Annotated in this window: 23 protein-coding genes, 1 tRNA gene, 1 pseudogene and 1 CRISPR repeat array (1 of these 26 only partly in view); of the genes and pseudogenes, 23 read left to right on the top strand and 2 right to left on the bottom strand. The window is 70.8% G+C overall.

The genetic code is table 11. From position 1 onward, the window contains the following. Positions 1–445: a CRISPR direct-repeat array (repeat unit 29 nt; unit sequence GTCCTCCCCACGCCCGTGGGGGTGAGCCG) (it extends 2756 nt beyond the left edge of the window). Positions 446–630: 185 nt separating this feature from the next. The 18 genes and pseudogenes from CA984_RS00215 to CA984_RS49140 all read left to right on the top strand — a co-directional run. Further along, complete coding sequence (locus CA984_RS00215; protein ID WP_086566539.1) at positions 631–1173, top strand: GntR family transcriptional regulator; 543 nt, start codon at positions 631–633, stop codon at positions 1171–1173. Between the two features lie 6 nt (positions 1174–1179). Continuing rightward, positions 1180–1941, top strand: coding sequence for a GntR family transcriptional regulator (locus CA984_RS00210; protein WP_086566439.1), 762 nt, complete (start codon positions 1180–1182; stop codon positions 1939–1941). A 183-nt stretch (positions 1942–2124) separates the two neighbouring features. Next, positions 2125–2448: a helix-turn-helix domain-containing protein gene (locus CA984_RS00205; protein WP_207620602.1), complete on the top strand. Its 324-nt coding sequence runs from the start codon at positions 2125–2127 to the stop codon at positions 2446–2448. 2 nt (positions 2449–2450) lie between these two features. Next, complete coding sequence (locus tag CA984_RS00200) at positions 2451–2843, top strand: hypothetical protein (RefSeq protein ID WP_086566433.1); 393 nt, start codon at positions 2451–2453, stop codon at positions 2841–2843. Beyond that, positions 2840–4324: a DUF2637 domain-containing protein gene (locus CA984_RS00195; RefSeq protein WP_242675646.1), complete on the top strand. Its 1485-nt coding sequence runs from the start codon at positions 2840–2842 to the stop codon at positions 4322–4324. Before CA984_RS00200 ends, CA984_RS00195 begins: the two co-directional genes overlap by 4 nt. Further along, positions 4321–4737: an SsgA family sporulation/cell division regulator gene (locus tag CA984_RS00190; RefSeq protein WP_086566430.1), complete on the top strand. Its 417-nt coding sequence runs from the start codon at positions 4321–4323 to the stop codon at positions 4735–4737. The genes CA984_RS00195 and CA984_RS00190 overlap by 4 nt, the downstream gene beginning before the upstream one ends. Further along, a complete protein-coding gene (locus CA984_RS00185; protein WP_086566428.1) occupies positions 4734–4991 on the top strand; it encodes a hypothetical protein in 258 nt (85 codons plus the stop codon). Before CA984_RS00190 ends, CA984_RS00185 begins: the two co-directional genes overlap by 4 nt. Next, positions 4991–5410 (top strand): ATP-binding protein, encoded by a 420-nt coding sequence (locus CA984_RS00180; protein WP_086566425.1) that lies wholly within the window; start codon positions 4991–4993, stop codon positions 5408–5410. The genes CA984_RS00185 and CA984_RS00180 overlap by 1 nt, the downstream gene beginning before the upstream one ends. Beyond that, positions 5407–5769 (top strand): hypothetical protein, encoded by a 363-nt coding sequence (locus CA984_RS00175; protein WP_086566422.1) that lies wholly within the window; start codon positions 5407–5409, stop codon positions 5767–5769. Before CA984_RS00180 ends, CA984_RS00175 begins: the two co-directional genes overlap by 4 nt. Further along, positions 5762–6136, top strand: a complete 375-nt coding sequence (locus tag CA984_RS00170; RefSeq protein ID WP_086566419.1) for a hypothetical protein — start codon at positions 5762–5764, stop codon at positions 6134–6136. The genes CA984_RS00175 and CA984_RS00170 overlap by 8 nt, the downstream gene beginning before the upstream one ends. A gap of 52 nt (positions 6137–6188) precedes the next feature. Continuing rightward, positions 6189–8177, top strand: a complete 1989-nt coding sequence (locus CA984_RS00165) for a hypothetical protein (RefSeq protein WP_086566416.1) — start codon at positions 6189–6191, stop codon at positions 8175–8177. Between the two features lie 408 nt (positions 8178–8585). Continuing rightward, complete coding sequence (locus tag CA984_RS00160; protein WP_207620600.1) at positions 8586–9215, top strand: Pycsar system effector family protein; 630 nt, start codon at positions 8586–8588, stop codon at positions 9213–9215. 88 nt (positions 9216–9303) lie between these two features. Continuing rightward, positions 9304–10410, top strand: coding sequence for an NUDIX domain-containing protein (locus tag CA984_RS00155; protein ID WP_086566414.1), 1107 nt, complete (start codon positions 9304–9306; stop codon positions 10408–10410). Beyond that, complete coding sequence (locus CA984_RS00150; protein ID WP_086566411.1) at positions 10410–10961, top strand: hypothetical protein; 552 nt, start codon at positions 10410–10412, stop codon at positions 10959–10961. The genes CA984_RS00155 and CA984_RS00150 overlap by 1 nt, the downstream gene beginning before the upstream one ends. A 3-nt stretch (positions 10962–10964) precedes the next feature. Then, complete coding sequence (locus CA984_RS00145; protein WP_086566409.1) at positions 10965–11195, top strand: hypothetical protein; 231 nt, start codon at positions 10965–10967, stop codon at positions 11193–11195. Between the two features lie 114 nt (positions 11196–11309). Beyond that, positions 11310–12194, top strand: a complete 885-nt coding sequence (locus CA984_RS00140; RefSeq protein WP_086566406.1) for a helix-turn-helix domain-containing protein — start codon at positions 11310–11312, stop codon at positions 12192–12194. A 77-nt stretch (positions 12195–12271) separates the two neighbouring features. Continuing rightward, complete coding sequence (locus CA984_RS45755) at positions 12272–12436, top strand: hypothetical protein (RefSeq protein WP_165781042.1); 165 nt, start codon at positions 12272–12274, stop codon at positions 12434–12436. A gap of 27 nt (positions 12437–12463) precedes the next feature. Then, a pseudogene (locus tag CA984_RS49140) lies at positions 12464–13534 on the top strand (recombinase family protein); the annotation flags it as partial. 577 nt (positions 13535–14111) lie between these two features. Here the strand turns inward: CA984_RS49140 and CA984_RS00130 are convergent. Continuing rightward, positions 14112–14197: transfer RNA gene (locus CA984_RS00130), tRNA-Leu, on the bottom strand. A gap of 163 nt (positions 14198–14360) precedes the next feature. Here CA984_RS00130 and CA984_RS00125 point away from each other — a divergent pair. The 3 genes from CA984_RS00125 (at position 14361) to CA984_RS00115 (ending at position 18267) form a co-directional block, all read left to right on the top strand. Beyond that, positions 14361–15668: a M20/M25/M40 family metallo-hydrolase gene (locus tag CA984_RS00125; protein ID WP_086566404.1), complete on the top strand. Its 1308-nt coding sequence runs from the start codon at positions 14361–14363 to the stop codon at positions 15666–15668. Positions 15669–15788: 120 nt separating this feature from the next. Next, positions 15789–16421: a hypothetical protein gene (locus CA984_RS00120; protein ID WP_242675649.1), complete on the top strand. Its 633-nt coding sequence runs from the start codon at positions 15789–15791 to the stop codon at positions 16419–16421. A gap of 250 nt (positions 16422–16671) precedes the next feature. Then, a complete protein-coding gene (locus CA984_RS00115) occupies positions 16672–18267 on the top strand; it encodes a chaplin family protein (protein WP_086566400.1) in 1596 nt (531 codons plus the stop codon). Between the two features lie 229 nt (positions 18268–18496). On the opposite strand, the gene CA984_RS00110 is transcribed toward CA984_RS00115, so the two are convergent. Then, positions 18497–18682 carry a DUF5703 family protein gene (locus tag CA984_RS00110; protein WP_012895568.1) on the bottom strand — a complete coding sequence of 62 codons (186 nt, stop codon included), beginning with the start codon at positions 18680–18682 and terminating at the stop codon, positions 18497–18499. 158 nt (positions 18683–18840) lie between these two features. Between CA984_RS00110 and topA the strand changes: the two genes are divergently transcribed. Both topA and CA984_RS00100 read left to right on the top strand, forming a co-directional pair. Continuing rightward, positions 18841–21492 carry a type I DNA topoisomerase gene (gene topA, locus CA984_RS00105; protein ID WP_086566397.1) on the top strand — a complete coding sequence of 884 codons (2652 nt, stop codon included), beginning with the start codon at positions 18841–18843 and terminating at the stop codon, positions 21490–21492. Between the two features lie 114 nt (positions 21493–21606). Continuing rightward, positions 21607–23043 (top strand): metallophosphoesterase, encoded by a 1437-nt coding sequence (locus CA984_RS00100; RefSeq protein WP_242675644.1) that lies wholly within the window; start codon positions 21607–21609, stop codon positions 23041–23043. Positions 23044–23098 lie beyond the last annotated feature (55 nt).

The following is a 23098-nucleotide window of genomic DNA, read 5'->3' as shown; positions in this document are numbered from 1 at the left end:
GCCCGTGGGGGTGAGCCGTCAGGGTCGCCGATCTCCGGGTCGTCATCGGTGTCCTCCCCACGCCCGTGGGGGTGAGCCGCACGTCGGGCGGACGGGAATCCTTTGACGTGCGTCCTCCCCACGCCCGTGGGGGTGAGCCGAGTCGGTCTGCAGTAAGAACTGCAAGTGGCGTGTCCTCCCCACGCCCGTGGGGGTGAGCCGCAGCGTACGGAAGTAAGACACCGCAGCGCCGCGTCCTCCCCACGCCCGTGGGGGTGAGCCGTTCAGCACGCGGGTGGAGGTGACAATCGCACCGTCCTCCCCACGCCCGTGGGGGTGAGCCGATTCCACGGTTGCTGTGCGCCGCTCCGATGACGTCCTCCCCACGCCCGTGGGGGTGAGCCGAGTGACACGCTCACCCTCCGCATGATCAAGAAGTCCTCCCCACGCCCGTGGGGGTGAGCTGGTTTCGGGCACTCAATCGAACTGTGGGAGTGCCTATGTAGTGAGTCGTTTATCAGACTGCTGGTGTAGAGGTGAGAAGGACTCACGTCAACGAAGAAAGGGTGCGGAATCGTTTGAGCCGGTAGTCAGTAGAGTGGCAATCAGGCATCCAAGCTTGCTACCTAAGCCACTCTGGAGTTGATCATCATGAGCAACCGTCAGGATTGGATGGGAAGCTCGGCTTCGTACCTGACCCCACGTTCCGATGGCCAGGTCGACGCCTGGTCGGACGAGCTCGCCGCGACGGGCAAGACCGGCTCGCAACGTCTCGCTGAGGTCGTGGAACTCGTCCCGCCCGCCCATGTGGCTGAGGCCTTGCGGTTGCCCGATGGTGGTACTGCGGTTGTCCGGCGCAGGGTGATGCTGGTGGATGACCGACCGGTTGAACTCACGGACTCCTACTACCCGTCTTCCCTGGCCATCGGCACCGGGCTTGCCCAGATGGCGAAGATCCGTGGTGGAGCGCCGACGCTGCTGGCAGAGCTCGGTTACGCGCCGGCTGAGGCGTATGAAGAGCTCACCGTCCGACCTGCAACCGCGGAAGAGGCTGAGGCCCTCCAGCTAAGGGAAGGCGCCTTGGTGATCCTGCTGGTTCGGACGGCCTTCACAGCCGACAGGGTGCCTTTTGAGACGTCTGTCATGACGATGCGCCCCGAGGGGCGACGCTTCACCTACCGGATCAAGGCGTGATGATCTATGGCTAAGAAGTCTGACGTCCGTCCCCGTCACCAGCAGATCGCGGCGGAGCTGCGCTCTTTGATCATGGCCGGAGACCTGGCCCCAGGGATTCGGTTGCCGACCACGCAGCAGTTGATGGCCCAATACAGCGTGACGAGCCAGACGGTGCAGCGCACGCTCAACGTGTTGAAGGACGAAAACTTCATCGTCGGTCGGGCCGGTATCGGGGTCTACGTTCGTGATGTGCCCTCGCTGGCCATCACCCCCGCCGCCTACATGCCGCCGGCACCACAGGCCCAGGCATATCCCTGGATGACCGAGGCCACGAAGCGCTCTCAGCGAGGAACGATCCGGCTGCTTGAGGTCTCCGAGGTCGCGCCGCCGGCCGCCGTGGCCGAAGCCCTTGGCGTGGCCAGGCCAGAGGCCGTTTCTCTGCGCCACCAGATGCTGCTGCTGGATGACCAGCCCACCGAACTGGCATGGGTGTATCACCCGCTGACCATCGCTCAGGGCACTTCCCTCATGGATAGAAGGCGGATACCTGGAGGCTCGCCCAGGCTGCTTGCCGAGCTCGGCTACCCACCCCGGCAGTGGGTGGACCGGCTCTCGACGCGACTGCCCACAACGGAGGAGCTTGAGGCGCTGGAACTGCCCGATGATGTGCCCGTACTCCGGACTTTCCGCGTCGTCTACACCGATGAGATGCGGCCGATTGAGGTACAGGTGCTGATCAAGGGTGGCCATCTCTACGAGCTGATGTATGAGCAAGACATCGTCTGAGTAGACCCCTTTAAAGGTCACAAGCTTGGGAAAGCCATGTCGAGAGCCTTGCTACCTTAGCCGCTAAGGCATTACGGTCGAGTCGTACAACTGAAGAGGCCCCGGCGGGATGTGCGAATGGTGCGTCAACACCACTCTCCGCCGAGGCCAGCGCATCAGCCCAACCTCGCCAAAGGAGCACTGATGCAGGAGCAGATTATCTCCCCTGCCGTTCTGGAAATGGCCAGAGCCCTTGTCGCGGCCGGGTTCGCCGCGACTTCGGTGGACCCCATCAGCGAACCCACGCAGGATGATCAGGAGCGGTGCAAGCCGTACCGCGTGGCTGAGGTCGCGCGGGCCCTCGATGTCCATCAGTCGACGGTCTACCGCGAGATCGAGTCGGGCCGTCTCAAGGCGCTGCGTGTCGGCAAACGCCGCGGCACCCTGCGGATCCCGGTCGATGCCTTCAACGACTATCGGATCCGCCTCTCCCGGGCCGCGATCGAGTCACCCGATGAGGTGGCCTGACCATGACGTACACCCATGAAGCGCTGGCCGACATGCTGTGGGCGCAGGCCGAGGGCCTCTACACCGACGAGGCCGCCGTCGACCTGGTCATCCGGCACGATGTCTGGCTGCGTCGCACCGACTTCCATCGGTTCATCCAGGTCGAGACCGCCCCGGAGACCGTGGACACGCCGATGGCCATGGTCCAGTGGCAGGATGCCGCTGACGCGCTGAACGTCGGCGACTTGGCCGGCTCCACCAGCGAGACCGCCGTGCTGCGGATCGCTGCGGCTCTGGGTGGCGGTGGCCCTGTCGACCTGCGTGCCTGTCTGGGGAGCCTCGACACCACGAACACCCACCTCGTGACCCGCGCCATCCGGCACGCCAACTCTAGCGGCGGGAGGTGGGAGGCATGAGCACCTACCACGACCACCGTGCCCAGCGCACCGTCGCGCAGGCCGAGGCCGAGCAGGCCCGCGCTGCGGCCGAGGCCACCCGCGCCGAGACCATGCTGCGCCTGGAGGAAGCTCGCACGGCCCGCGCGGCCGAGGCCGCGGCCGCGGAGCGGCACGAGCGCGAGGCCCACGCGGCGAGCAGGGCCGCACGTCGCCGGATGCGCCGTCAGGAGAGCAGGCAGGCCCGTGCTGCCCGGTACGCCGCCGCCCGCCGCGGCACCGGCGTCCTGGCCGCCGCCCTCGTCGAACGTGCTCCGGTCATCGTGGGTGGTGTCGCCATGGGTGCTCCTATCGCGATCGCCTGGCGTGGCCAGCTGGAGTTCGCCGACAAGGTCATGCATCTGGGCCTCATGGCTCCGGCCCTGCCGGTCGCCCTGGAGGGCGGCGTCTGGTATCTGGCCTTCCTGGTCCACCGGGCTATCAAGGCGCGGCTGCCGATTGGCCGCTACCGGGTCGCGACCTGGGGCATGGCGGGCATCGCGGCAGGGATGAACCTCTGGCACGGCATCACCGCCAACAAGGCCGACGGTCTGCAGGTCGGGATGATCCTCGCGCTGGCGTCCCTGTTGGGCATCGCCCTGTGGGAGCTGACCGCGTCGCTGACCCAGCAGACCACCACCAAGCGCACCGCCGCCGAGATCCGCCGGGCCGCCTGGCGCCGGGTCCGCTACCCGCGCTTGTCGTGGGCGGCCGCCTCGATCCGCGCCTCGCGGGGTGAGGGCTGCTCGATCGAGGGCGCGTGGACGGCCGCGTGGATCGACCGCTACGGCGTCGGCCCGGAGGCCTCCCGCCGGGACCGCCGCTTGGCCCGGTCGATCGTCCGCTACGAGAAGAAGGCCGATCGAGCCGCCGCCAAGGACGGCCGCCTGTCGATTGTGGACGGGTCGATCGTGCGCCCCGGCACCCCCACCCCGCAGCAGTCGCAGGAGGGCGAGGAGGCCATGGCGAGGCTGCGCGCGTTCACCGAGCGGCGCGATGACGTGGCTCGATCGATCGCGTTCCCTTCGATCGGCTCCCCCTCGGTCGAGTCGATTGACCGTCCGGCGATCGAGGCCGATCGTCCCGCCACCCTCTTCAGATTGGCCTCCCCCGATCGGCCCGCGTCGATCGAGGGTCGATCGACCGGCGCCCCTGCGTCGATCGAGGACGGTCGATCGACTGTCCCGGACTCGATCGTCAGGCCCCGCCCGTCGATCGAGCCCCGATCGATCGAGAACGACCCGGCAGATCGATCGACCGACTCCGACTCCGACTCCGACTCCGAGGAGCCGACCCCGCGCCGATCGATCGAGGAGCACCGCGCCGCCCTGCACACCGCGATCGAGGTCGGCGACATCGACCCCCAGGAGGCCACGGCCGAGGGGATCCGCAAGTTCCTGCGGTGCGCGCCGAAGACCGCTCAGATCCTGCGCGACGAGATCCGTACGGAGGTGGCGGCATGAGGACCCGTGACGTGACCAAGGGCATCACCCTGTGGCCGACCGACCGGCCCGACTACCCGTTCGCCGCGGTGCTCACCTACAGCCCCGCCGACCCGTACGCGGTCCGGCTGGCCTTCATCCAGGGCTCCCGCGAGAGCGTCGTCCACCGCTTCGCCCGCAACCTGCTGGCCGAGGGGATGGACGATCCGGCCGGGCAGTGCGACGTGACGGTCAGCCCGCACGAGGAGCTGGAGGACTACCTCGTCCTCACGGTGCGCGGCGCGGTGGGTTACCCGTTCGCCGTCTACGCCTTCCGCGAGCCCGTCCAGGACTTCCTGGACCAGGCGTTCGGGCTGGTGCCGATGGGCCGCGAGCGTGAGCACCTCAACCTCGACGCCGCGCTCGACGCGTTCTTCGGCGAGGTGACCTCATGACCGCCCTGACCAGCACATACGCCGTCTCCCGTGAGGACCTGGTGGTCCTGGTGGCCGCCTACGCCGAACTGCTTGCCGCGGCCCGCGCCACCGTGGCCGCCGCCGAGCTCGGCGAGCCCGACCCGCTGATCCACCTGCGTCACGCCCTGGCCGCGCACGGTCAGCTGCCGGCCGCCGGTACCCGTCCGGTGGTGCTGCTGGCGCAGTGCGCGGTCCCGGCTCTGTCCCGGCTGAGCAGGGCGGAGGTCGCGTGATGGCCCTCACCGTCACCCGCGCCCGGCAGCGAGAGTTTCCCGGCCTGCCCGAGCAGGTCTCAGCCGCCCGCGCCTGGGTGGTGAGCTGCCTGCCCGCCGGCTGCCCGCGCGCCGACGACGTCGCCCTGGTCGTCTCCGAGCTCGTCACCAACGCCGTGCTGCACAGCGTCGCCGGCCTGCCCGGCGGCACCGTCGCCATCCGGGTTGAGCTGCAGGGCGACGCGGTCGCGATCAGCGTGGTCGATGCGGGGCCGCGTCCGGTGCCCGCCCGCCGCCCGGCGGGTGAGTCCGGGTGGGGCCTGGCCGACATCGTCGCCCGCCTGGTCGACGCCTACGACGCCACTACCGGCCCGGCCGGGCGGTGCGCCTGGTGCCGCATCGACTGGACCACCACCGCAACGGAGGCGAACCCGCGATGACCGAGCACGCCACCCCCAGCCAGGAGGCCACCGTGGTCTACGTCATCACCGACCTCGACGAGCCCGCGACAGAAGACCAGGGCGACCAGGGCGACCCGCGCGAAGCCCTGCGGGGAGCGCTTCGTCAGATGCTCGGCCTCGCCGTCATCGGGGTGCCGGTGCTGGCCACCACGGCACTGGTGATCGGGCTGTTCCTCGGCTGGCCGCCGCTGATCCTGCTGTTGGCCGCCGCCCTGGCCCTGCCCGTCCTGGTCAACCTCATCGATCTGGCCGGGGCGTTCATCGGCGCTCCGCCGATGTCCTGGACCGTCAAGCAGCTCGCCCGACACGGCCGTAAGGAGAAGCACACCCATGGGTAGCACCAAGTCGGTCACGCTGACCGAGCTGGCAGACATCGAGATCACCTCAACGTCGAGCCTCAAGAAGTACGTGGAGTCCTCTCGGGCGCTGTGCCGCGACTTCGGCAGCGAGCTGGACTGGGCCGCCGAGGAGCTGATCACGGTCCTCACGCAGACCCAGAAGGGCAACCCCGCGCTGCTGGGGTTCGACGTGAAGATCCGCGCCCGCCGGATCGCGAAGCGGGCACGCCGCGCCGCTGAGCTCCAGCGCGGCAGCGCCGTGGAGATGACCCGGCTCTGGCAGGACTACCTGGTCCAGTTCGCCCCGGCGATCACGCCGAAGAAGGGCAAGGGCAAGGCGAAGAAGACCTTCAACTTCACCACCTGAGCCCGCCACCACCCGACCGAACCGCCACACCTCGACCTGAGAGAAGGACCTCATGGGCCGCAAGAAGACCCCCGCGCACTCCGGCGGCACCGCCGAGGGTGGCGTCATCCACGACAAGGTTTTGCAGCGCGCCATCGCCGGTGGGGTCGCCAAGGCGCTGCCGCACACGGTCCCGTGGATCGCGGGCGCGGGCATGCTGCCGGTCTCCGCACTGACCCACGGCCTGTGGGGTGGCGCGCAAGCGCTGCCCTGGGCGACCGCCGGCCTGGCGCTGTCCGGTGCTGCTTTGACCGCCGTCACCTGGGCCATCTCCCGCTACCGGCACCCGCTCGGCCGGATGCAGTCGACCGGCACCACCGTTGTGGCGTCCGGCTGGCTGCTGGCCGCGACCATCACCAGCCCGACCGCGCGGCCGACCCTGGACATCGGCCTGTGGCTCGGCGGCACCCTCGCCGCGGCCTGGAACGTCCGCAACATCGTCCGGCCGAACGAGGCCAACGAGGACCAAGGCTCGGCGCTGACCGGCGCTGGACTGTTCAAGCGGATGTTCACGGCCAACGCGGAGAAGGTCGGCGTGGAGGTCGGGGTGAGAAACGTCAAGGCCGGCGCGCACAGGATCACGGCGACGGCTGAGTTGTCGGACGGAGACACCGCGGAGGACCTGCAGAAGGCCACCGGGGCGATCGAGGCGACGGCGGGGCTGCCCATGGGCAGCATCGTCGTCACTCCGAACCGGCGTAACGCCGGTGAGCCGACCGTGACCCTGTCCAACCCGATGCTGCTGGAGGAGCCGATCTTGTGGTTCGGGCCGTCGCGGCCTGGCGAGTCGGTCGCCGAACCGCTGCGGGTGGCGCTGTTCCAGGACGGCGAGATGGCAGAGGTCATCCTGCCGGGCGCTCACCTCCAGGTCATGGGCATGACCGGCGCGGCCAAGACGACGGCGGGCGCGTGGGGTTTTTGGGGTGAGCTGATCACCCGGGAGGATTCCGCGCTGATCGTGGTCGACATCACCAAGGGCGAGCAGTCCATTGGCCCGGCCCGGCCCGCGCTTCACCGGGTGGTGAACACCAAGGCCGCTACGAAGAAGTTCTTCGCCGAGCTGCAGGCCACCCTCTCCGAGCGCCTGGACCACCTGGCCGCCAAGGACCTGATCGCCTGGCAGGAGGGGTGCGGCCTGTCCTACCTGGTGGTGTGGATCGAGGAGGCCGCCGACGTCTTCGACTTCATCGACATGGACGAGTTCACCAACCTGGCCCGCATGCTGCGCTCGGCGGGCGGCTCGCTCGTGTGGTCGCTGCAGCGTGCGGACTCCACGCAGATGCCCACCATCGTCAAGGGGCAGGGCGGATCGAAGCTCTGCTTCGGTGTGGCCAACGCTCACGACGCCCACTGGGGCCTGTCGGAGGAGCAGGAGGACGCGGGCGCCCGCCCCGAGCAGTGGAAGGCCACGCAGCCCGGCATGGCCTACGGCGAGATGCCCGGCATCGCTGCCGAGCGGATCGCTATGCCGATGCGGTTTTTGGACTGGGGCACCTCGAACGAGGCCCGCGTGCGCAACTTCCGCGCCCACTGCGCCGCCTGGCCGGCCACCGCGAGACCGGTCGACCCGATCACCGCGAAGATCTGCCCCACCCCCGGCGCGGCCTACGTCGCCGCCGACCAGGCCGCCGCCGTCAACGAGACGGACGACAACGACCCGGAGGTAACGAACGTGACCGCCGAATACCTGACGCCTGACCCGGAGCTGGACGACAGCCAGCCGGTCGACCTGGACGCCCCGCTGGATGAGGTCGAAGACGCCCCGCTGGGGTCGGGCGAGAAGATGAACAGCGCCACAGCGAACGCCGTCCTGGACAAGGCCCTGAGCGAGTTCGCTGATGGCCGCGAGTTCCAGCCGCGCGACCTGCGCCATGTGCTGGACACGACCGGCCTGGGGCGCGGCTGGATTCAGAAGCAGCTCAAGGTTCGGATCGCGGCCGGGAGCCTGGAGCACGACCCGGAGACGAACACCTATCGCGTGCGGGCGCTCGCCCACGCATGAGCAAGATCATCCGAGATGGGTGCGCGCGGCCCCAACCCGCAGCAGCGCCCCGTGACAGGGGCTGGGGTGTCACGGCGGGGTGTGACAGGTGGAGAACTACAGGTCAGGCCCCCGTGACACCTGCGTGACACCCCCTCGTGACACCCCCCGTGACACCTGACATACCGGCACAAACCACCCGGCGTGACACCCCGCGTGACACCCCCCGCAGATCCCCGTGACACCCCGATCCGAAGGAGCCCACAGTGATCAACTCCGCGGTGGCGGCTATTCCCGGCCAGGTCTCCGAGACCCGGCCCCTTTAGACCCTGCACAGCAGGACGGGCGCATTCCAGCGTGGTCGCTCCGACCAAGAAGTCCACGCGGAACGCGCCCGCAACCCCATCCCGTCAAGAACGGAGCAATCCCATGATGCACCGCACCACCGTGAACGGCACCACCCCGCACACCGTCCCCGCGCCCGCAGCCGCTGAGGTGACCTCCTCCTGGCAGGAGGCCTACCCCGATGCCGACTGGCACCGCGACGTCGCCCCCGACAGCGTCATCCCGCTGCCGATCGAGCGGCTGCAGCGCCTCGACGAGTCCGCCGCCGCCGACCTGATTGCCGAGGCTGAGGCGGCCCGCACCGAGCTGGCCCGCACCGACACCAAGGCCGCCACGGTGCTGGCCTTCGCCGGCACCGCGTTCTCCGTGCTGGCCGCCCTGGCGGTGCTGGCCTCCGGCCTGGCCACCCCGGCCCGGATCGGCCTGGGGATCGCGGTGGCGCTGCTGGCGGCCGCCTCCGCCGTCGCGCTCACCGTCATCCGGCCGTCCCTGCCCCGCCACGGCGGAACTGGGTTCGTGGCGCACGCCGCTGCCGGCGACGTCGACGAGCTCCTGGAGCAGCTCGCCGCCGACCCCGAGACCCGCCGGGCCCGCGACGTGATCCGCCTGTCGAGCATCGCCAAGGCGAAGTACGTCCGACTGCGCCGGGCCGTCGACCTGATGCTCGTCGCCCTGGTCGTCGTGGTCGCCTCCCTGCCGCTGGGCGCGCTGTAGCGGCTGCTGCGGGTGCTCGCCCGGCGATGGGTTGGGCGAGCACCCGCAGCAACAGGCTCCAGTCACCACAACCCCGAAAGGGAACGCCATGAGTAAGAACACGACGAATCTGATGCGGATGTACACCCACCCCGAGGTGCTCGGCAAAGGCGTCGAGCAGGGGTGGGCCGACCCGATCACCGACCCCGCCGAGATCGACTGGGCGCCCGTGCAGGCCGCCGCCGCGATCTGGTTCGAGGTGGTCGACGGCCGCCCGGTCAACCCGTGCGCGCCTACCGGCATCGAGCGCGGCCGGGGCGAGCTGGGCCACTGGGGAGAGCGGCAGGCCGCCGACGCCATCGTCACCGCCACCACCAAGGCCGGCCGGTGGGTGCTGATGGTCGAGCGGGACGACGACCACGGCTGGGCGATCCCCGGCGGCTGCCTGGATCCCGGAGAGGACGCGCTGACGGCGGCGATCCGCGAGCTGGCCGAGGAGACCGGCCTGATCCTGGACGGCGTCTCCTGGCAGGTGCTGCCCGTCCGGTACGTGCCGGACCCCAGGGCGACCGACGAGGCGTGGATGGTCACCTGGCCCGCCGTAGCCGACCTGGGCGACGTTGCCGAGCTTCCCGCCGTGGCGGGGGCCGACGACGCCCGACGCGCCGAGTGGGTGCGGGCCGACACCTACGCCGCCCTGGTGACCCACCTGGCGGACACCTACGAAGGGCGGGTGTTCGCCGCGCACCAGGCGATGCTCGCCGAGCTGCTCGCGGTCCCAGCCCGCACCGAACGGCGCACGGCGGCCGGCCGTCTCCGTTGCGAGCACGCATTTCCCGTCCAGCCGCCGTATGCGCTGTGGGCTCCCGGACCCTGCACAGGCTGCGGGACGCGGTGGGAAGAACGGCAGCCGGTGCCCGAACAACTCGTCGAGCCGCTCGCCGCGCTGCTGGACGCCGCCGCCCGCCTCGATGCTCTCCTGGCCCTCGTGCCCGCCGGGCAGTGGAGCCTGCACGAGGACCTCATCGTGACCGGCGGCACCGCCCAGAGCGCGATCCTCACCGACGCCCGCGATGACATGGACGCCCTGGTGCTGTCCGGCGACTGGCACGGGGAGGCCCTGGCCGCTATCCGGCTGCTGACCGCACTGCATAACGAGATCAGACCGCTCACCGCGGTGCTCAAGCACGCGGCCCACGAGATGAGGACGAGCTGATGCCTGCCCCGAGCGAGACCACCGCGATCGCCGCGCTACGCCAGCACATCACCACCGCGGCCGCCGCCGACCTGCTGGAGCTGGCCCGCACCTGCCCCGACCGCAAGGTCCGCGCGGCCGCCGACCGGGTCGCCGGCGCACTGGAGCGGCTGCGGACCCGGCTGGCCGAGACGACCGGTGAGGCCTACCGGCACGCCGAGCACGACCAGGCCGCCGCGGACATCCCCGCGACCGAGGCCGAGGCCGCGCAGAGCACCCCCGTGGCCGCCGAGCCGCTCGCCGGCACTCCGGCCGGGCGGTGCCGTACGGCTCGCCCGGCCCCGGCCGCTCCGCGCACCCCGCGCCGTACGGCGCGCAAGCCCAAGCCGCGCCGCTCTGAGACCGGCAACGACTCCGGGCTCGGCAACCAGCTCGGCGACCGCGGCATGTTCACCGGGCCGATCCCAGAGCTGAACGAGGAGGAGCTCGCCGCCACGCGGCGGCTGTGCGCGCGCTACGGCCGCACCGCCGCCGAGGTCGCCGAGCTGATCGACATGCTTGGTGTGGCCTGACCGATGACCATCACCGTCGTGATCTCGCCCGCGCTACCCACCATGAACACGGACCCCGCTACGTTCCCGGTTGAGCAGGCAGCAGTCCGTCGCTCTGCGTCCGCTCGTGCGTGGATGGCCCTGGGCCGGGAGCGAGAGGGCTACCACCAGGTGGTGTGCACGGTGAGCGCGCTGCGTCGGGTGCTCATCCCCCTGACCGGCCTTCTCGATAAGCGCGGCCAGGCCGATGCCTGACCGCACACACGTCCCAGACGCCACCCTCGCCCGCCAATTCGGGCGAGGGGCCCGACATGCGTCCGTTCCGTGGGCTGCGCCGGCCAATCTCGTTGAACCGACCTGGGAGACCTCATGAGCATCGCGGTCATGAACTGGGTGTGGCAGCACTCGCCGACCTCGGGCAACCAGCGTCTGGTGCTCCTCGCCCTCGCTGACGCCTGTTCCCGGGACGACGGCGGCGGGTGCTGGCCGGCGGTGGCCACCGTCGCGCGCAAGGCCAACATCACTCCTCGCTCGGTCCGGCGGGTCATCGCCGAGCTGGTCGCCGCCGGGCACCTGATCGTGAACCGCGGAGCCGGGCCGAGGGGCACCAACGGGTACTCCTTGGTGCTCCAGAAGCCTGTGCGTAATGAGCTCGAACCTGTGTACGAGTCTGTGGAAACTGTGGATAACTCGTTCGACCCCGGACAGGATGTCACCCCTGACGATCTGTCCGGGCTGACGCCTGCGACCGCGAGGGGTGACACAGGCGTCAGGGGAGGGGTGACACAGGTGTCATCCGATCCACCAAAGAACCACCAGGAACCACCACCACCCCCGCGGCCGCTCGCGGCGGCCGCCCCAGTGTCGGGCCGGGGTCCGGGCGGCGGCGGTGATCCCGGGCAGGAAAACCCGGAACCGGTCCGGCGGTTCGTCGCCGCGCTCGGACCGGCCTGGCCGCTGTCGCCGGCTCAGGTCCGGCGCCTGGCCCCGGCCGTCCTGGCCGCGCTGGCCGACGGCTGGACGCCCGCCGGGCTGGCCGAGCACGTCGGGGCCAACGCCACCGGCGTCCGCAACGCCTACGCCGTCCTGACCAGCCGCCTGGCCGAGCTCCCTGAGCCGCTGGTCTCCGGACCTCGGGCCGGGCCGGCCGACCGGACCCTGGCCGAGGCCCTCGCCGCCGGGTGCCCGCACGGCGCCGCCCATCCCAGCCTGTGCGCCCTGTGCAGGCGCGGCCGTACCCCGGCCACCTCGTGACGACCCAGCTTGAAGCGGCCCCGGCGCCCACCGCCAAGCAAGCCACCGGAGCCGCACTCCCATCCACGAACAGGAGCGTGACCATCATGGCCGCCACCAAGAAATCCGACCAGCACGGCGTCAACGTGGTGCTCCCGCAGGGCTCGCCGGCCCTGAACCCCAGCGCGGCGCGGGAGCTTCTGGAGATCCTGCTGGAAGCCCACGCGGAGCTGCGCCGCAGCGCCGTACCCGACGTCGCCTGAGACAGAGACAGGAGCTGGAGAGCACCGATGCGGTTCGCCTTCTACGGTCGGGTCTCGACCGAGGACAACCAGGATCCCGCGTCATCGCGGGCCTGGCAGATCACCCGGTCGCGGGCGCTGATCGAGTCGCGCGGCGGGGAGATCGTCACCGAGTTCTTCGACGTGGACAAGTCCCGCTCGATCCCGTGGCAGCGCCGTCCGCAGGCTTCGGCGCTGCTGGCCGAGCTGCGCGACCCGGAGCGCGGCTTCGAGGCCGTGGTGATCGGCGAGCCGCATCGGGCCTTCTACGGCAACCAGTACGGCCTGACCTTCCCGGTCTTCGAGCACTTCGGAGTGCCGCTGTGGGTGCCCGAGGTCGGCGGGCCCATCGACCCGGCCAACGAGGCGCACGACCTGGTGATGAGCGTCTTCGGCGGGATGAGCAAGGGCGAGCGCAACCGGATCAAGATCCGGGTCCGGACCGCGATGTCGGCCCAGGCCCAGATGGAGGGCCGCTTCCTCGGCGGGCGGCCGCCGTACGGCTATCGCCTCGGTGACGCCGGCCCGCACCCCAACCCGGCCAAGGCCGCCGACGGCCGCCGGCTGCACCGGCTGGAGCTCGACCCGGTCGCCGCGCCCGTCGTGGCCCGCATCTTCGCCGAGTTCCTGAACGGCCACGGCCTGTTCGCCATCGCCGAGGGGCTCACCCGGGACGGCATCCCCAGCCCGTCCGCGCACGACCCCGAGCGCAACCGGCACCGCGTCGGCATCGCCTGGTCCAAGAGCGCGGTGCGGGCCATCCTCACCAATCCCCGCTACACCGGCCACCAGGTCTGGAACCGGCAGCGCAAGGACGAGGTCCTCCTCGATGTCGACGACGTCGGCCTGGGCCACACCACCAAACTCCGGTGGAACACCGAGGAGCAGTGGGTCTGGTCCGATGCCGTGGCCCACCCGCCGATCGTCAGCCCGGAGGACTTCCAGGCGACTCAGGAGACGCTGTCGGCCCGGGGCGGACGCCAGACCGACAAGACGGTCCGCCGGACCCGCCAGCCGTACCAGCTGCGCGGCCTGCTGTTCTGCGGCCTGTGTGAGCGCCGGATGCAGGGACACTGGAGCAACGAAGCTCCGTATTACCGGTGCCGCTTTCCGCAGGAGTACGCGCTGGCCAACCACGTGATGCATCCGAGGAACGTCTACCTGCGCGAGGCCGACATCGCGCCGCGGCTCGATCGCTGGCTCGGCAGGCTATTCAGGCCGTCCAACGTGGAGCGGACCGTGGAGGCGCTCGCAGCCGCTCACGATCTCGATCGACCGGGAGCGGCCGAGATCGTCGCCCTCCGCCGCCAGATCGCCGACTCCGAGCGCAGGCTGGGCCTGCACCGCGCCGCGCTGGAGGCCGGCGCCGACCCTGCGGTGGTCGCGGGGTGGATCCGGCAGGAGCAGACCCGCAGGAGCGCGGCCGAGCAGCGGCTCGCCCGGATCCCGGTCGCCCGGCCGCGACGTCTCGACCGGGAGTCATTGGCGGCGATACTGGCCGAGCTGGGTGATTTGGTAGAGCTGCTGGGCCGGGCGGACCCGGCGCGGAAGGCGAAGATCTACACAGGTCTGGGCCTGCGGCTCGTCTATCACCCGGGCAAAAGAAAAGTCCTGGTCACTTCGTTAAGTGACCAGGACCCTATGGGGTACCAGTTTGTGTCCGAGGGGGGACTTGAACCCCCATGCCCCGCAAAGGGCACTAGCACCTCAAGCTAGCGCGTCTGCCTATTCCGCCACCCGGACTTGGTGCCTGCACGCGGGACCGTCATCCCGCGTCGGCGGACTCAGGTTAGCAAACTCTTGGGCTCGCGTCATATCGGTAAGCGACCCGCCTCCGGGGGATGCCCGCGGGAGCCCGGCGGCGGCAGGATGGAGGCGCAAGCCGTACCAAACCGAAGGAGTCGACATGACCGCGCTCAATGGCGAGGACGAGGTCGCCGGGCTGTGCCGTGACCTGATCCGGATCGACTCGACCAACGCGGGCGACAACTCCGGCCCCGGCGAGCGGGCCGCCGCCGAGTACGTGGCAGGCAAGCTGGCGGAGGTCGGGCTGGAGCCGCAGATCCTGGAATCGGACAGCCGCCGGGCGAACGTGATCGCCCGCATCGAGGGGGAGGACTCCTCCCGCGACGCGCTGCTGCTCCACGGCCACCTCGACGTCGTCCCGTTCGACGCCGGCGACTGGACCCACCACCCGCTCGGCGGGGAGATCGCCGACGGGTGCGTCTGGGGGCGCGGCGCGGTCGACATGAAGAACATGGACGCGATGATCCTCGCGGTCGTCCGGCAGCGGCTCAGCGAGGGACGCCGCCCGCCGCGGGACGTGGTGCTGGCGTTCACCGCCGACGAGGAGGCCGGCGGCACCTACGGCGCGCAGTGGCTGGCCGACAAGCACAAGGACCTGTTCGACGGGTGCACCGAGGCGATCGGGGAGGTCGGCGGGTTCAGCGTCTCCATCGACGAGGCCCGCAGGCTCTATCTCATCGAGGCGGCGGAGAAGGGCATCGCCTGGATGCGGCTGACCGCCGGCGGGCGGGCCGGGCACGGCTCCATGCTCAACGACGAGAACGCGATCACCGAGCTGGCCGAGGCGGTCGGCCGCATCGGGCGTTACGACTGGCCGGTACGGCTCACGCAGACGGTCAGGACCTTCCTCGCCGAGACCTCCAAGGCGCTGGAGCTCGAACTCGACCTGGACGACGCCGAGGCGACCGTGGCCAAGCTCGGGCCGCTGGCCCGGATGATCGGCGCCACGCTGCGCAACACCGCCAACCCCACCATGCTGCAGGGCGGCTACAAGGCCAACGTGATCCCGCAGACCGCGACCGCGCACGTGGACGGCCGCTTCCTGCCCGGATACGAGGACGAGTTCTTCCAGACGATCGACGAGCTGCTCGGTCCCAACGTGACCAGGGAGTTCGTCTACCACGACATCGCCGTCGAGACCGGTTTCGACGGGCCGCTGGTGCGGGCGATGGCCGACGCGCTGCTCGCCGAGGACCCCGGTGCGCTCGCCGTGCCGTACACCCTGTCGGGCGGCACGGACCTGAAGGCGTTCAGCCGGCTGGGCATGCGCGGTTTCGGGTTCGCGCCGTTGAAGCTCCCGGCGGACTTGGACTTCTCTGGAATGTTCCATGGGGTGGACGAGCGGGTGCCGGTGGATTCGCTCCGGTTCGGGGTCCGGGTGCTTGACCGCTTCCTGGACGGTTGCTGAGACATTCCCTGGAAACTCATTGCACTGACTCGTCGTAGTGCTAACGTAACTCTCCGTTGAGGGGTTGGGTCATGCGACAAGCGGCCCACCCGGGAGCTTTGGGGAGGTCACGTGGCACGGATGCCGCAGGGGCAGTGGAGGGCGTCCTCGCCCGCTGCCCAGCGCGTGCCCGTGGCCGTTCCCGCCGACGGCGCGATCTTCGCCTGGGCTGACCGGATGGCGCGGTTCGCGGCCGGCGCCCGGCGGATCGTCAGGCGGGTCTTCGCGATCGGCGGCCTGCTGGCCGTCGGTTGGTTGCTCGCAGTCGTCTTCGGGCTCCTTGGCGCCGCTCCGGCGGCCGCGGACACCACCGCGGCGACAGGAGTGGCGAGTTCCGACGCAGGAGTGGCGCATTCCGACGCCCCCGACTCAGCCGCTTCCGGATCGGCTCCTCAGGCCGATGTCTTCCCCACGGACAGCGGCGGGCTGTCGGCGACAGGAAACGCCGAAGCCATGGCCGGGCGAGGTGTGGACGGGCTCACCAGTCAGTCGAAGCCGGCATCCCCGGCACCCGCCACCGTCGACCACAGCTCTGGCGCCGACGGGTTCGTGCCTCAGAGCAGCGGTGGACCCGGCATCTCCGGGCCGGGTGTGGGGGACGTCTCGCGGTTCGTCTACGACCCGCGGTTGATGGCGCAGCGCGCCCCGCTGGCGTGCGTGCTCCCCCCCGTCGTCCGCACAGCGGCGGACGACCCTTCCTTCTCCCCTGACTGACTCCGCCCCCTAGACCGGCCTCGTTCCCCAGTCGGACCCGCCGGTCGCGGAGCGTCTCCCAGTCCCGTCTTCAGGGCCTTGGTCCCCATCTCCAGGGGAGCCGCCCGTCCATGACGGTGAGCAATCTCCCATCCCTCGTGACGGCCGTCGGGGCTTCCGCTGTGCGGGCTCTCGTCAGGACCTCGCATGGCCTCGCACGCCGGCCACGAGATGTCAGGTATCCCCCCAAGAACCGCAAGGAGCATCAATCATGCGTACGTGGGTTAAGAGCACGACCCCCGCGGCACTGCTCGCGCTGGGTGTCATGACCCTCGGCAGCGGTACGGCGTTCGCGGACACCTCCGGTGACAACTCCATCGGCGGCGGCAACCAGGTCAACATCCCGATCTCCCTGCCGATCGACATCAGCGGCAACGCCGCCGGCGTCGTCGGCGACGCGTCCGCGGCCTCCAAGGGCGGTGCCTCCGTCGAGAACACCGGCGGCAACGGCATCCCCGGCCAGACCTCCGGCCGGGGCAGCGTCCTGGGCGGCAACCAGGTCAACGCCCCGATCACCGCGCCGATCAACGCCTGCGGCAACGCGCTGTCCCTGTTCGGCGGCTCCGAGGCGGGCTGCGCGGGCGGCGCGTCGGTCAGGAACGGCGGCGGCCGGGGCGGGGCGGGCGGCAACCGCACCAGCGGTGACCACAGCGTCCTGGGCGGCAACCAGGTCAACGCCCCGATCACCGCGCCGATCAACGCCTGCGGCAACTCGGTCGCGGTCTTCGGCGCCGCCGTCGCGGGCTGCAAGGGCGGCGCGTCGGTCAGGAACGGCGGCGGCCGGGGCGGGGCGGGCGGCAACCGCACCAGCGGTGACCACAGCGTCCTGGGCGGCAACCAGGTCAACGCCCCGATCACCGCGCCGATCAACATCTGCGGCAACTCGGTCGCGGTCCTCGGCAAGGCGTTCTCCGGCTGCAGGGGTGGCGCCGAGGYGACCGACGGCGGCCGGCCCRGTAAGCCGGGCAAGCCCGGCCGTCCGGGCAAGCCGGGCAAGCCGGGCTACCTGGGCGGGCACGGCGGGCACGGCGGCTGGCGTCCCGGCTCGACCGGCAACGACACCGACGGCCGCTTCGGCGCCGGCAGCGGCAACCAGGTGATCGCCCCGATCACCGCGCCGATCAACGTCTGCGGCAACGCGGTAGGCAACGGCGCGGCGGGCTGCGAGGGCGGCGCGTCGGTCAAGAACGGGGGCGGTGGCGGGGCGGGTGGCAACCGTACGTCGGGCAGGTCCGGTGTGCTGGCCGGCAACCAGGTCGTCGCCCCGATCACCGCGCCGATCAACGTCTGCGGCAACGCCGTCGCCGTCCTGGGCGACGCCGCGGCGGGCTGCCTGGGCGGCTCCCACGTCGGCAAGCAGACCGGCGGGCGCCACGACCACGACTACGGCCACTGGGGCCGGCGGGTCGGCGCCCACAAGAACAGCGGCCTGGTGCCCGCGCTCCCCGTCGTCCCCGCCCTCGGCGCCGGCGACCTCGCGAAGCCGGGGCAGCGCGCACAGGGCTCCGACCTCCCGCAGTTCCCCCTCGCCGGTGCGGCGCGGGACGTGGCCGGCACTCCGGCGACCGCCCGGAGCACGGGGCGGAAGGCCGACTCGCCGCTGGCCCCCGCGACGGACCTGGTCTCCTCGACCCCGCTCGGCGGCGCCCTCCCCGTGGGCGACCTCGGACTGATGAGCGCCGCCCAGCCCGCCGGGGTGACCGGGATGAACCCCGGCTCGCTGGTGGCCCTGCTGGCCGGTGTCATGGCCGCCGCCTCCGCGACGCTTTTCGCGACCACCCGCCGCATCCGCTTCGGCAGGAAGTAAGCGAGAAGTAAGACAGCAGTAACTCTTCAGCCATGTCCCCTCAGATCCACTGAGGGAGGCGCATAGACGCTTCGCCTGTGGCGAGGGATGGTGTCGCGGCCCCGGGCCGTGTTCTCCCTCGTCCTGCGAGGCAGAGAAGCTTTGCCCGTTCCGGGGGCGCGGCCCGGGACGGGCAAAGCCATGTCCGGGCAGAGCGGCTGTGACCGGTGTCACGGGGTCCTGCCCAGAGTCACATCGTCCTGGTCACACGTATGATCTTGCGACGCAGTCGGACGTCCCGGCGGCCGTCGGGATACAGTCGCAGGCGGTCGAGTTCCCAGTCACCGTATTCTGCGTGTTCGGTCAGGATCTGCCGGGCGGCGTCCCTGGAGGTGCCACGCGGAAGATGGAGAACCAAGTAGGAGTAGTCGAGCACAGCGATTAGTCTCCGAGGGTGGGCTGGGGGACGTCGGCACTCATAGGGCTTTATTGTGCGTCCTTGCGGCTTTCCTTGGGAGTGTGCCCGATGCAGATCGGGTAACCCGAGGGGAAGAAAACGGGGAAACCAATGCGAACAGCGAGGTAGGAAGCAGCGTGCCAGCCAAGAACGGCAACGCCGGCGGAACCCGCCTGGTGATCGTCGAGTCGCCTTCCAAGGCGAAGACCATCGCTGGGTACCTCGGCCGCGGCTACGTCGTGGAGTCCAGCATCGGGCATATTCGCGATCTCCCCGAGAAGGCCGACGACATCCCCGAGAAGTACAAGGGTGAGTCGTGGGCCCGCCTGGGCGTCAACGTGGATAGCGAGTTCGAGCCGCTCTATGTCGTCAACCACGACAAGAAGGCGCAGGTGAGCAAGCTCAAGCAGCTGCTCAAGGACGCCGACGAGCTCTACCTCGCCACTGACGAGGACCGGGAGGGCGAGGCGATCGCCTGGCACCTGCGCGAGGTGCTCAACCCCAAGGTGCCGGTTCACCGCATGGTGTTCCACGAGATCACCCCGCGGGCGATCCAGGAGGCGGTGGCCAACCCGCGTGCCCTGAACCTGCGGCTGGTCGACGCCCAGGAGACCCGGCGCATCCTCGACCGCCTCTACGGCTACGAGGTCAGCCCGGTCCTGTGGAAGAAGGTCAAGCCCCGCCTGTCCGCCGGCCGCGTGCAGTCCGTGGCGACCCGGCTGGTCGTGGAGCGCGAGCGCGAGCGCCTGGCGTTCACCAGCGCGAGCTACTGGGACCTGCAGGCGCTGTTCGACACCGGTCGCGACGAGGCGCCGCGCGAGTTCACCGCCACGCTGACCGGCGTGGGCGGCAAGCGCGTCGCCCAGGGGCGTGACTTCGCGAGCAACGGCAGGCTCAAGAGCGCCGATGTGGTCCACCTCGACGAGCAGGCCGCGCGGGCCCTGGCCGGGCGGCTGAGCGGCACGGCCTACAAGGTCAACTCGGTCGAGCGCAAGCCGTACACCCGCAAGCCGTACGCGCCGTTCCGGACGACCACGCTGCAGCAGGAGGCCAGCCGGAAGCTGGGCTTCTCCGCGAAGTCGACCATGCAGGTCGCCCAGCGCCTGTACGAGAACGGCTTCATCACCTACATGCGTACCGACAGCATCACGCTGTCGGAGACCGCCGTCGCCGCCGCGCGCAGCCAGGCCATCAAGCTGTACGGCGCGGCGTACGTGCCCGACAAGCCGCGCGCCTACGCCAGCAAGGTGAAGAACGCGCAGGAGGCGCACGAGGCGATCCGCCCCTCGGGTGAGGAGTTCCGCACGCCGGGCGAGACCGGGCTGAGCGGCGACATGTTCCGGCTGTACGAGCTGATCTGGCAGCGGACCGTCGCCTCGCAGATGAAGGACGCGGTCGGGGAGTCGGTCACCGTCAAGGTGGGCGGCGTCTCCAGTTCCGGTGAGCAGGTCGAGTTCGGCGCCACCGGCCGGACCATCACCTTCCACGGCTTCCTCAAGGCCTACGTCGAGGGCGCGGACGACCCGTCCACCGACCGTGACGACTCCGAGAAGCGCCTGCCGAACCTGGACGAGGGCGACCGTCTCACCGCGGCCGCGCTCAACGTGCTGGCGCACGCCACCAAGCCGCCCGCGCGCTATACCGAGGCCTCGCTCATCAAGGAGCTGGAGGACCGGGAGATCGGCCGTCCCTCGACCTACGCGTCGATCATCGGAACGATCCTGGACCGCGGTTACGTGTTCAAGAAGGGCACGGCCCTGGTGCCGTCCTTCCTGGCGTTCGCGGTGGTCAACCTGCTGGAGCAGCACTTCGGCCATCTCGTCGACTACGACTTCACGGCCGACATGGAGAAGGTCCTCGACGACATCGCCAACGACCGGGCGGAGCGGGTGCCCGAGCTGCGCCGCTTCTACTTCGGCGAGGAGGGCGACGAGGGCCTGAAGGAGATGGTGACCGATCTCGGTGAGATCGACGCCAAGGAGATCAGCTCCTTCTCGATCCGGGGCACCGACATCATGATCCGGGTGGGCCGCTACGGCCCCTACCTGGACCGCGAGGGCGCCCGGGTGAACGTGCCCGAGGACCTGGCGCCCGACGAGCTCACGGCCGAGCGGGCCGAGGAGCTGTTCTCGCGCCCCACGGGCGACCGGGAGCTGGGCAGGGACCCGGTCACCGGTCACATGATCGTGGCCAAGGACGGCCGTTACGGCCCCTACGTGACCGAGATCCTCCCCGAGGAGCCGCCGCCGGCCGAGGGGAAGAAGAAGACGAAGAAGGCCGACGCGCCCAAGCCGCGCACGGGGTCGCTGCTGAAGTCGATGTCCCTGGATACCGTCACCGTCGAGGACGCGCTGAAGCTGCTGTCGCTGCCCAGGAAGCTCGGCGAGATCGACGGCCAGGAGGTCACGGCGCAGAACGGCAAGTTCGGTCCCTACATCAAGAAGGGCACCGACTCGCGCTCGCTGGCGTCCGAGGAGGAGATGTTCACCGTCACGCTGGAGCAGGCCAAGGAGCTGTTCGCTCAGCCCAAGGCCCGCGGCAGGCGTGCCGCCGCCGCGCCTCCGCTGCGCGAGCTCGGTGAGGATCCCGTCTCCAAGAAGCCGATCGTGGTCAAGGAGGGCCGCTTCGGCCCGTACGTGACCGACGGCGAGACGAACGCCTCCCTGCGCAAGGGCGACGAGGTCGAGCAGATCACCACCGAGCGCGCCGCCGAGCTCCTCGCCGACCGCCGTGCCCGCGGCCCGGCGCCCAAGCGGCCCACCCGCCCCAAGGCCAAGGCGAAGGCCTGAGGGCTCTGAGGGCCTCCTGAGTCGCTGAGAGCCTCCTCAGGGACCGGGAGGTCCGGGGGAACGCATCCGCCGTCCCGGGCGTTCTTCGGAACGCGCCGGGTACGGCGGGCGGGCGTGGGAGAGGTGGCGGTGGCGGTCGTGGGCTTCGTGTCGCTGGTCGTGGGGGTCGTGGCGCTGGTCCACTACTACCTCTGGCGCCGCCTGATCCGCGCCACCACGGCCGAGGGGCGGACCCGCCGGGTGCTGACCTGGATCCTGGCCGGTCTCGGCGTGCTCGTCCCGGTGACGCTCGTCGGCTCCCGGAGCGAGTGGGGGCACTTCCTGGCCTGGCCGGGGTTCTTCTGGATCGCGGTGATGTTCTACCTGACGGTCTTCCTGGTGCTGCTGGAGATCCCCCGCGCGCTCGCCCTGCTGGTGCTGAGCCGTTCCGACCGTCGTCGCGCCGACACCCGCCTGTCCCGGCGGGTGACCGGCCGCAGCCAGGCGCACGCCGCCCCGGGCGCCGGGCCGATGCCTCCGCTCTCCGACCCCGGGGCCGCCCCGCTGCCCGAGCCCGTGCCCGGTGACGCCGCTTCCGGTGACGTCCCCTCCCGGGGCGCCACCCGGCTGTCCGTCGAGGATCCGCCCGCCGCCCTCGCCCCTCCGGCGCCGGGGGCGGCCGGTCCCGGGGGTGGGGCCGGCAGCCCGGCCGGAGCCGGAGYGGCGGCGATCGGCCGCAGGCTCTTCATCGCCCGCACGGCCGCCGCCGTCGCCGGGGTGGGGGCGCTGGCCACGGTCGGCAACGGCGTCCGGACCGCCCTCGGCGACCCGGTGATCGAGTCGGTCCGGGTCGCGCTGCCCAAGCTGGATCCGCGTCTCAGCGGCCTGCGGTTCGCCGTCGTCAGCGACATCCACCTCGGCCCGCTCACCGGTACGGCGCACGCCGAGCGCATCGTCCGCATGGTCAACTCGCTGGAGGCCGACGTGGTCGCCGTCGTCGGCGACCTGGTCGACGGCACGGTGGCCCAGCTCGGCACGGTGGCCAGGCCGTTGAGGGGTCTCGAATCCCGCTACGGCACCTACTTCGTCACCGGCAACCACGAGTACTACACCGCCAACGGCCCCGGGGAGTGGATCGAGGAGCTCCGCCACCTCGGTGTCCGCCCGCTCCAGAACGAGCGCGTCGAGATCGCCCACGGGGGCGCCGTGCTGGACCTCGCGGGGGTCAACGACGTCGCGGGCGGCCCCGCCGGCGACGGCCCGGACTTCGAGCGGGCGCTCGGCGGCCGGGACCGCTCCCGGTCCACGGTCCTCCTCGCCCACCAGCCGGTCCAGGCGTACCAGGCCGCCGCGTACGGCGTCGACCTGCAGCTCTCCGGCCACACCCACGGCGGCCAGATGGTCCCCTTCGACCTGGTCGTCCCGCTGCAGCAGCCGGTCGTCTCCGGTCTCGGCGAGGTGGACGGGACCCGGGTCTACGTCACCCGGGGCGCCGGTTTCTGGGGGCCGCCCGTCCGGGTCGGGGCTCCCCCCGAGATCACCCTGCTGGAGCTCCGCGGCGAGGAGTCGTAGAGAAGCGGGTGACGAGGACTTCTTCTCGCAGGTGCCGCCCGCCGGGGATTTTCGC

This window comes from Streptosporangium minutum (assembly GCF_002149035.1).
GTDB lineage: Bacteria > Actinomycetota > Actinomycetes > Streptosporangiales > Streptosporangiaceae > Streptosporangium > Streptosporangium minutum.
Note: the sequence above shows the minus strand (reverse complement) of the source record. Positions and strands in the feature narration are given on the sequence as shown.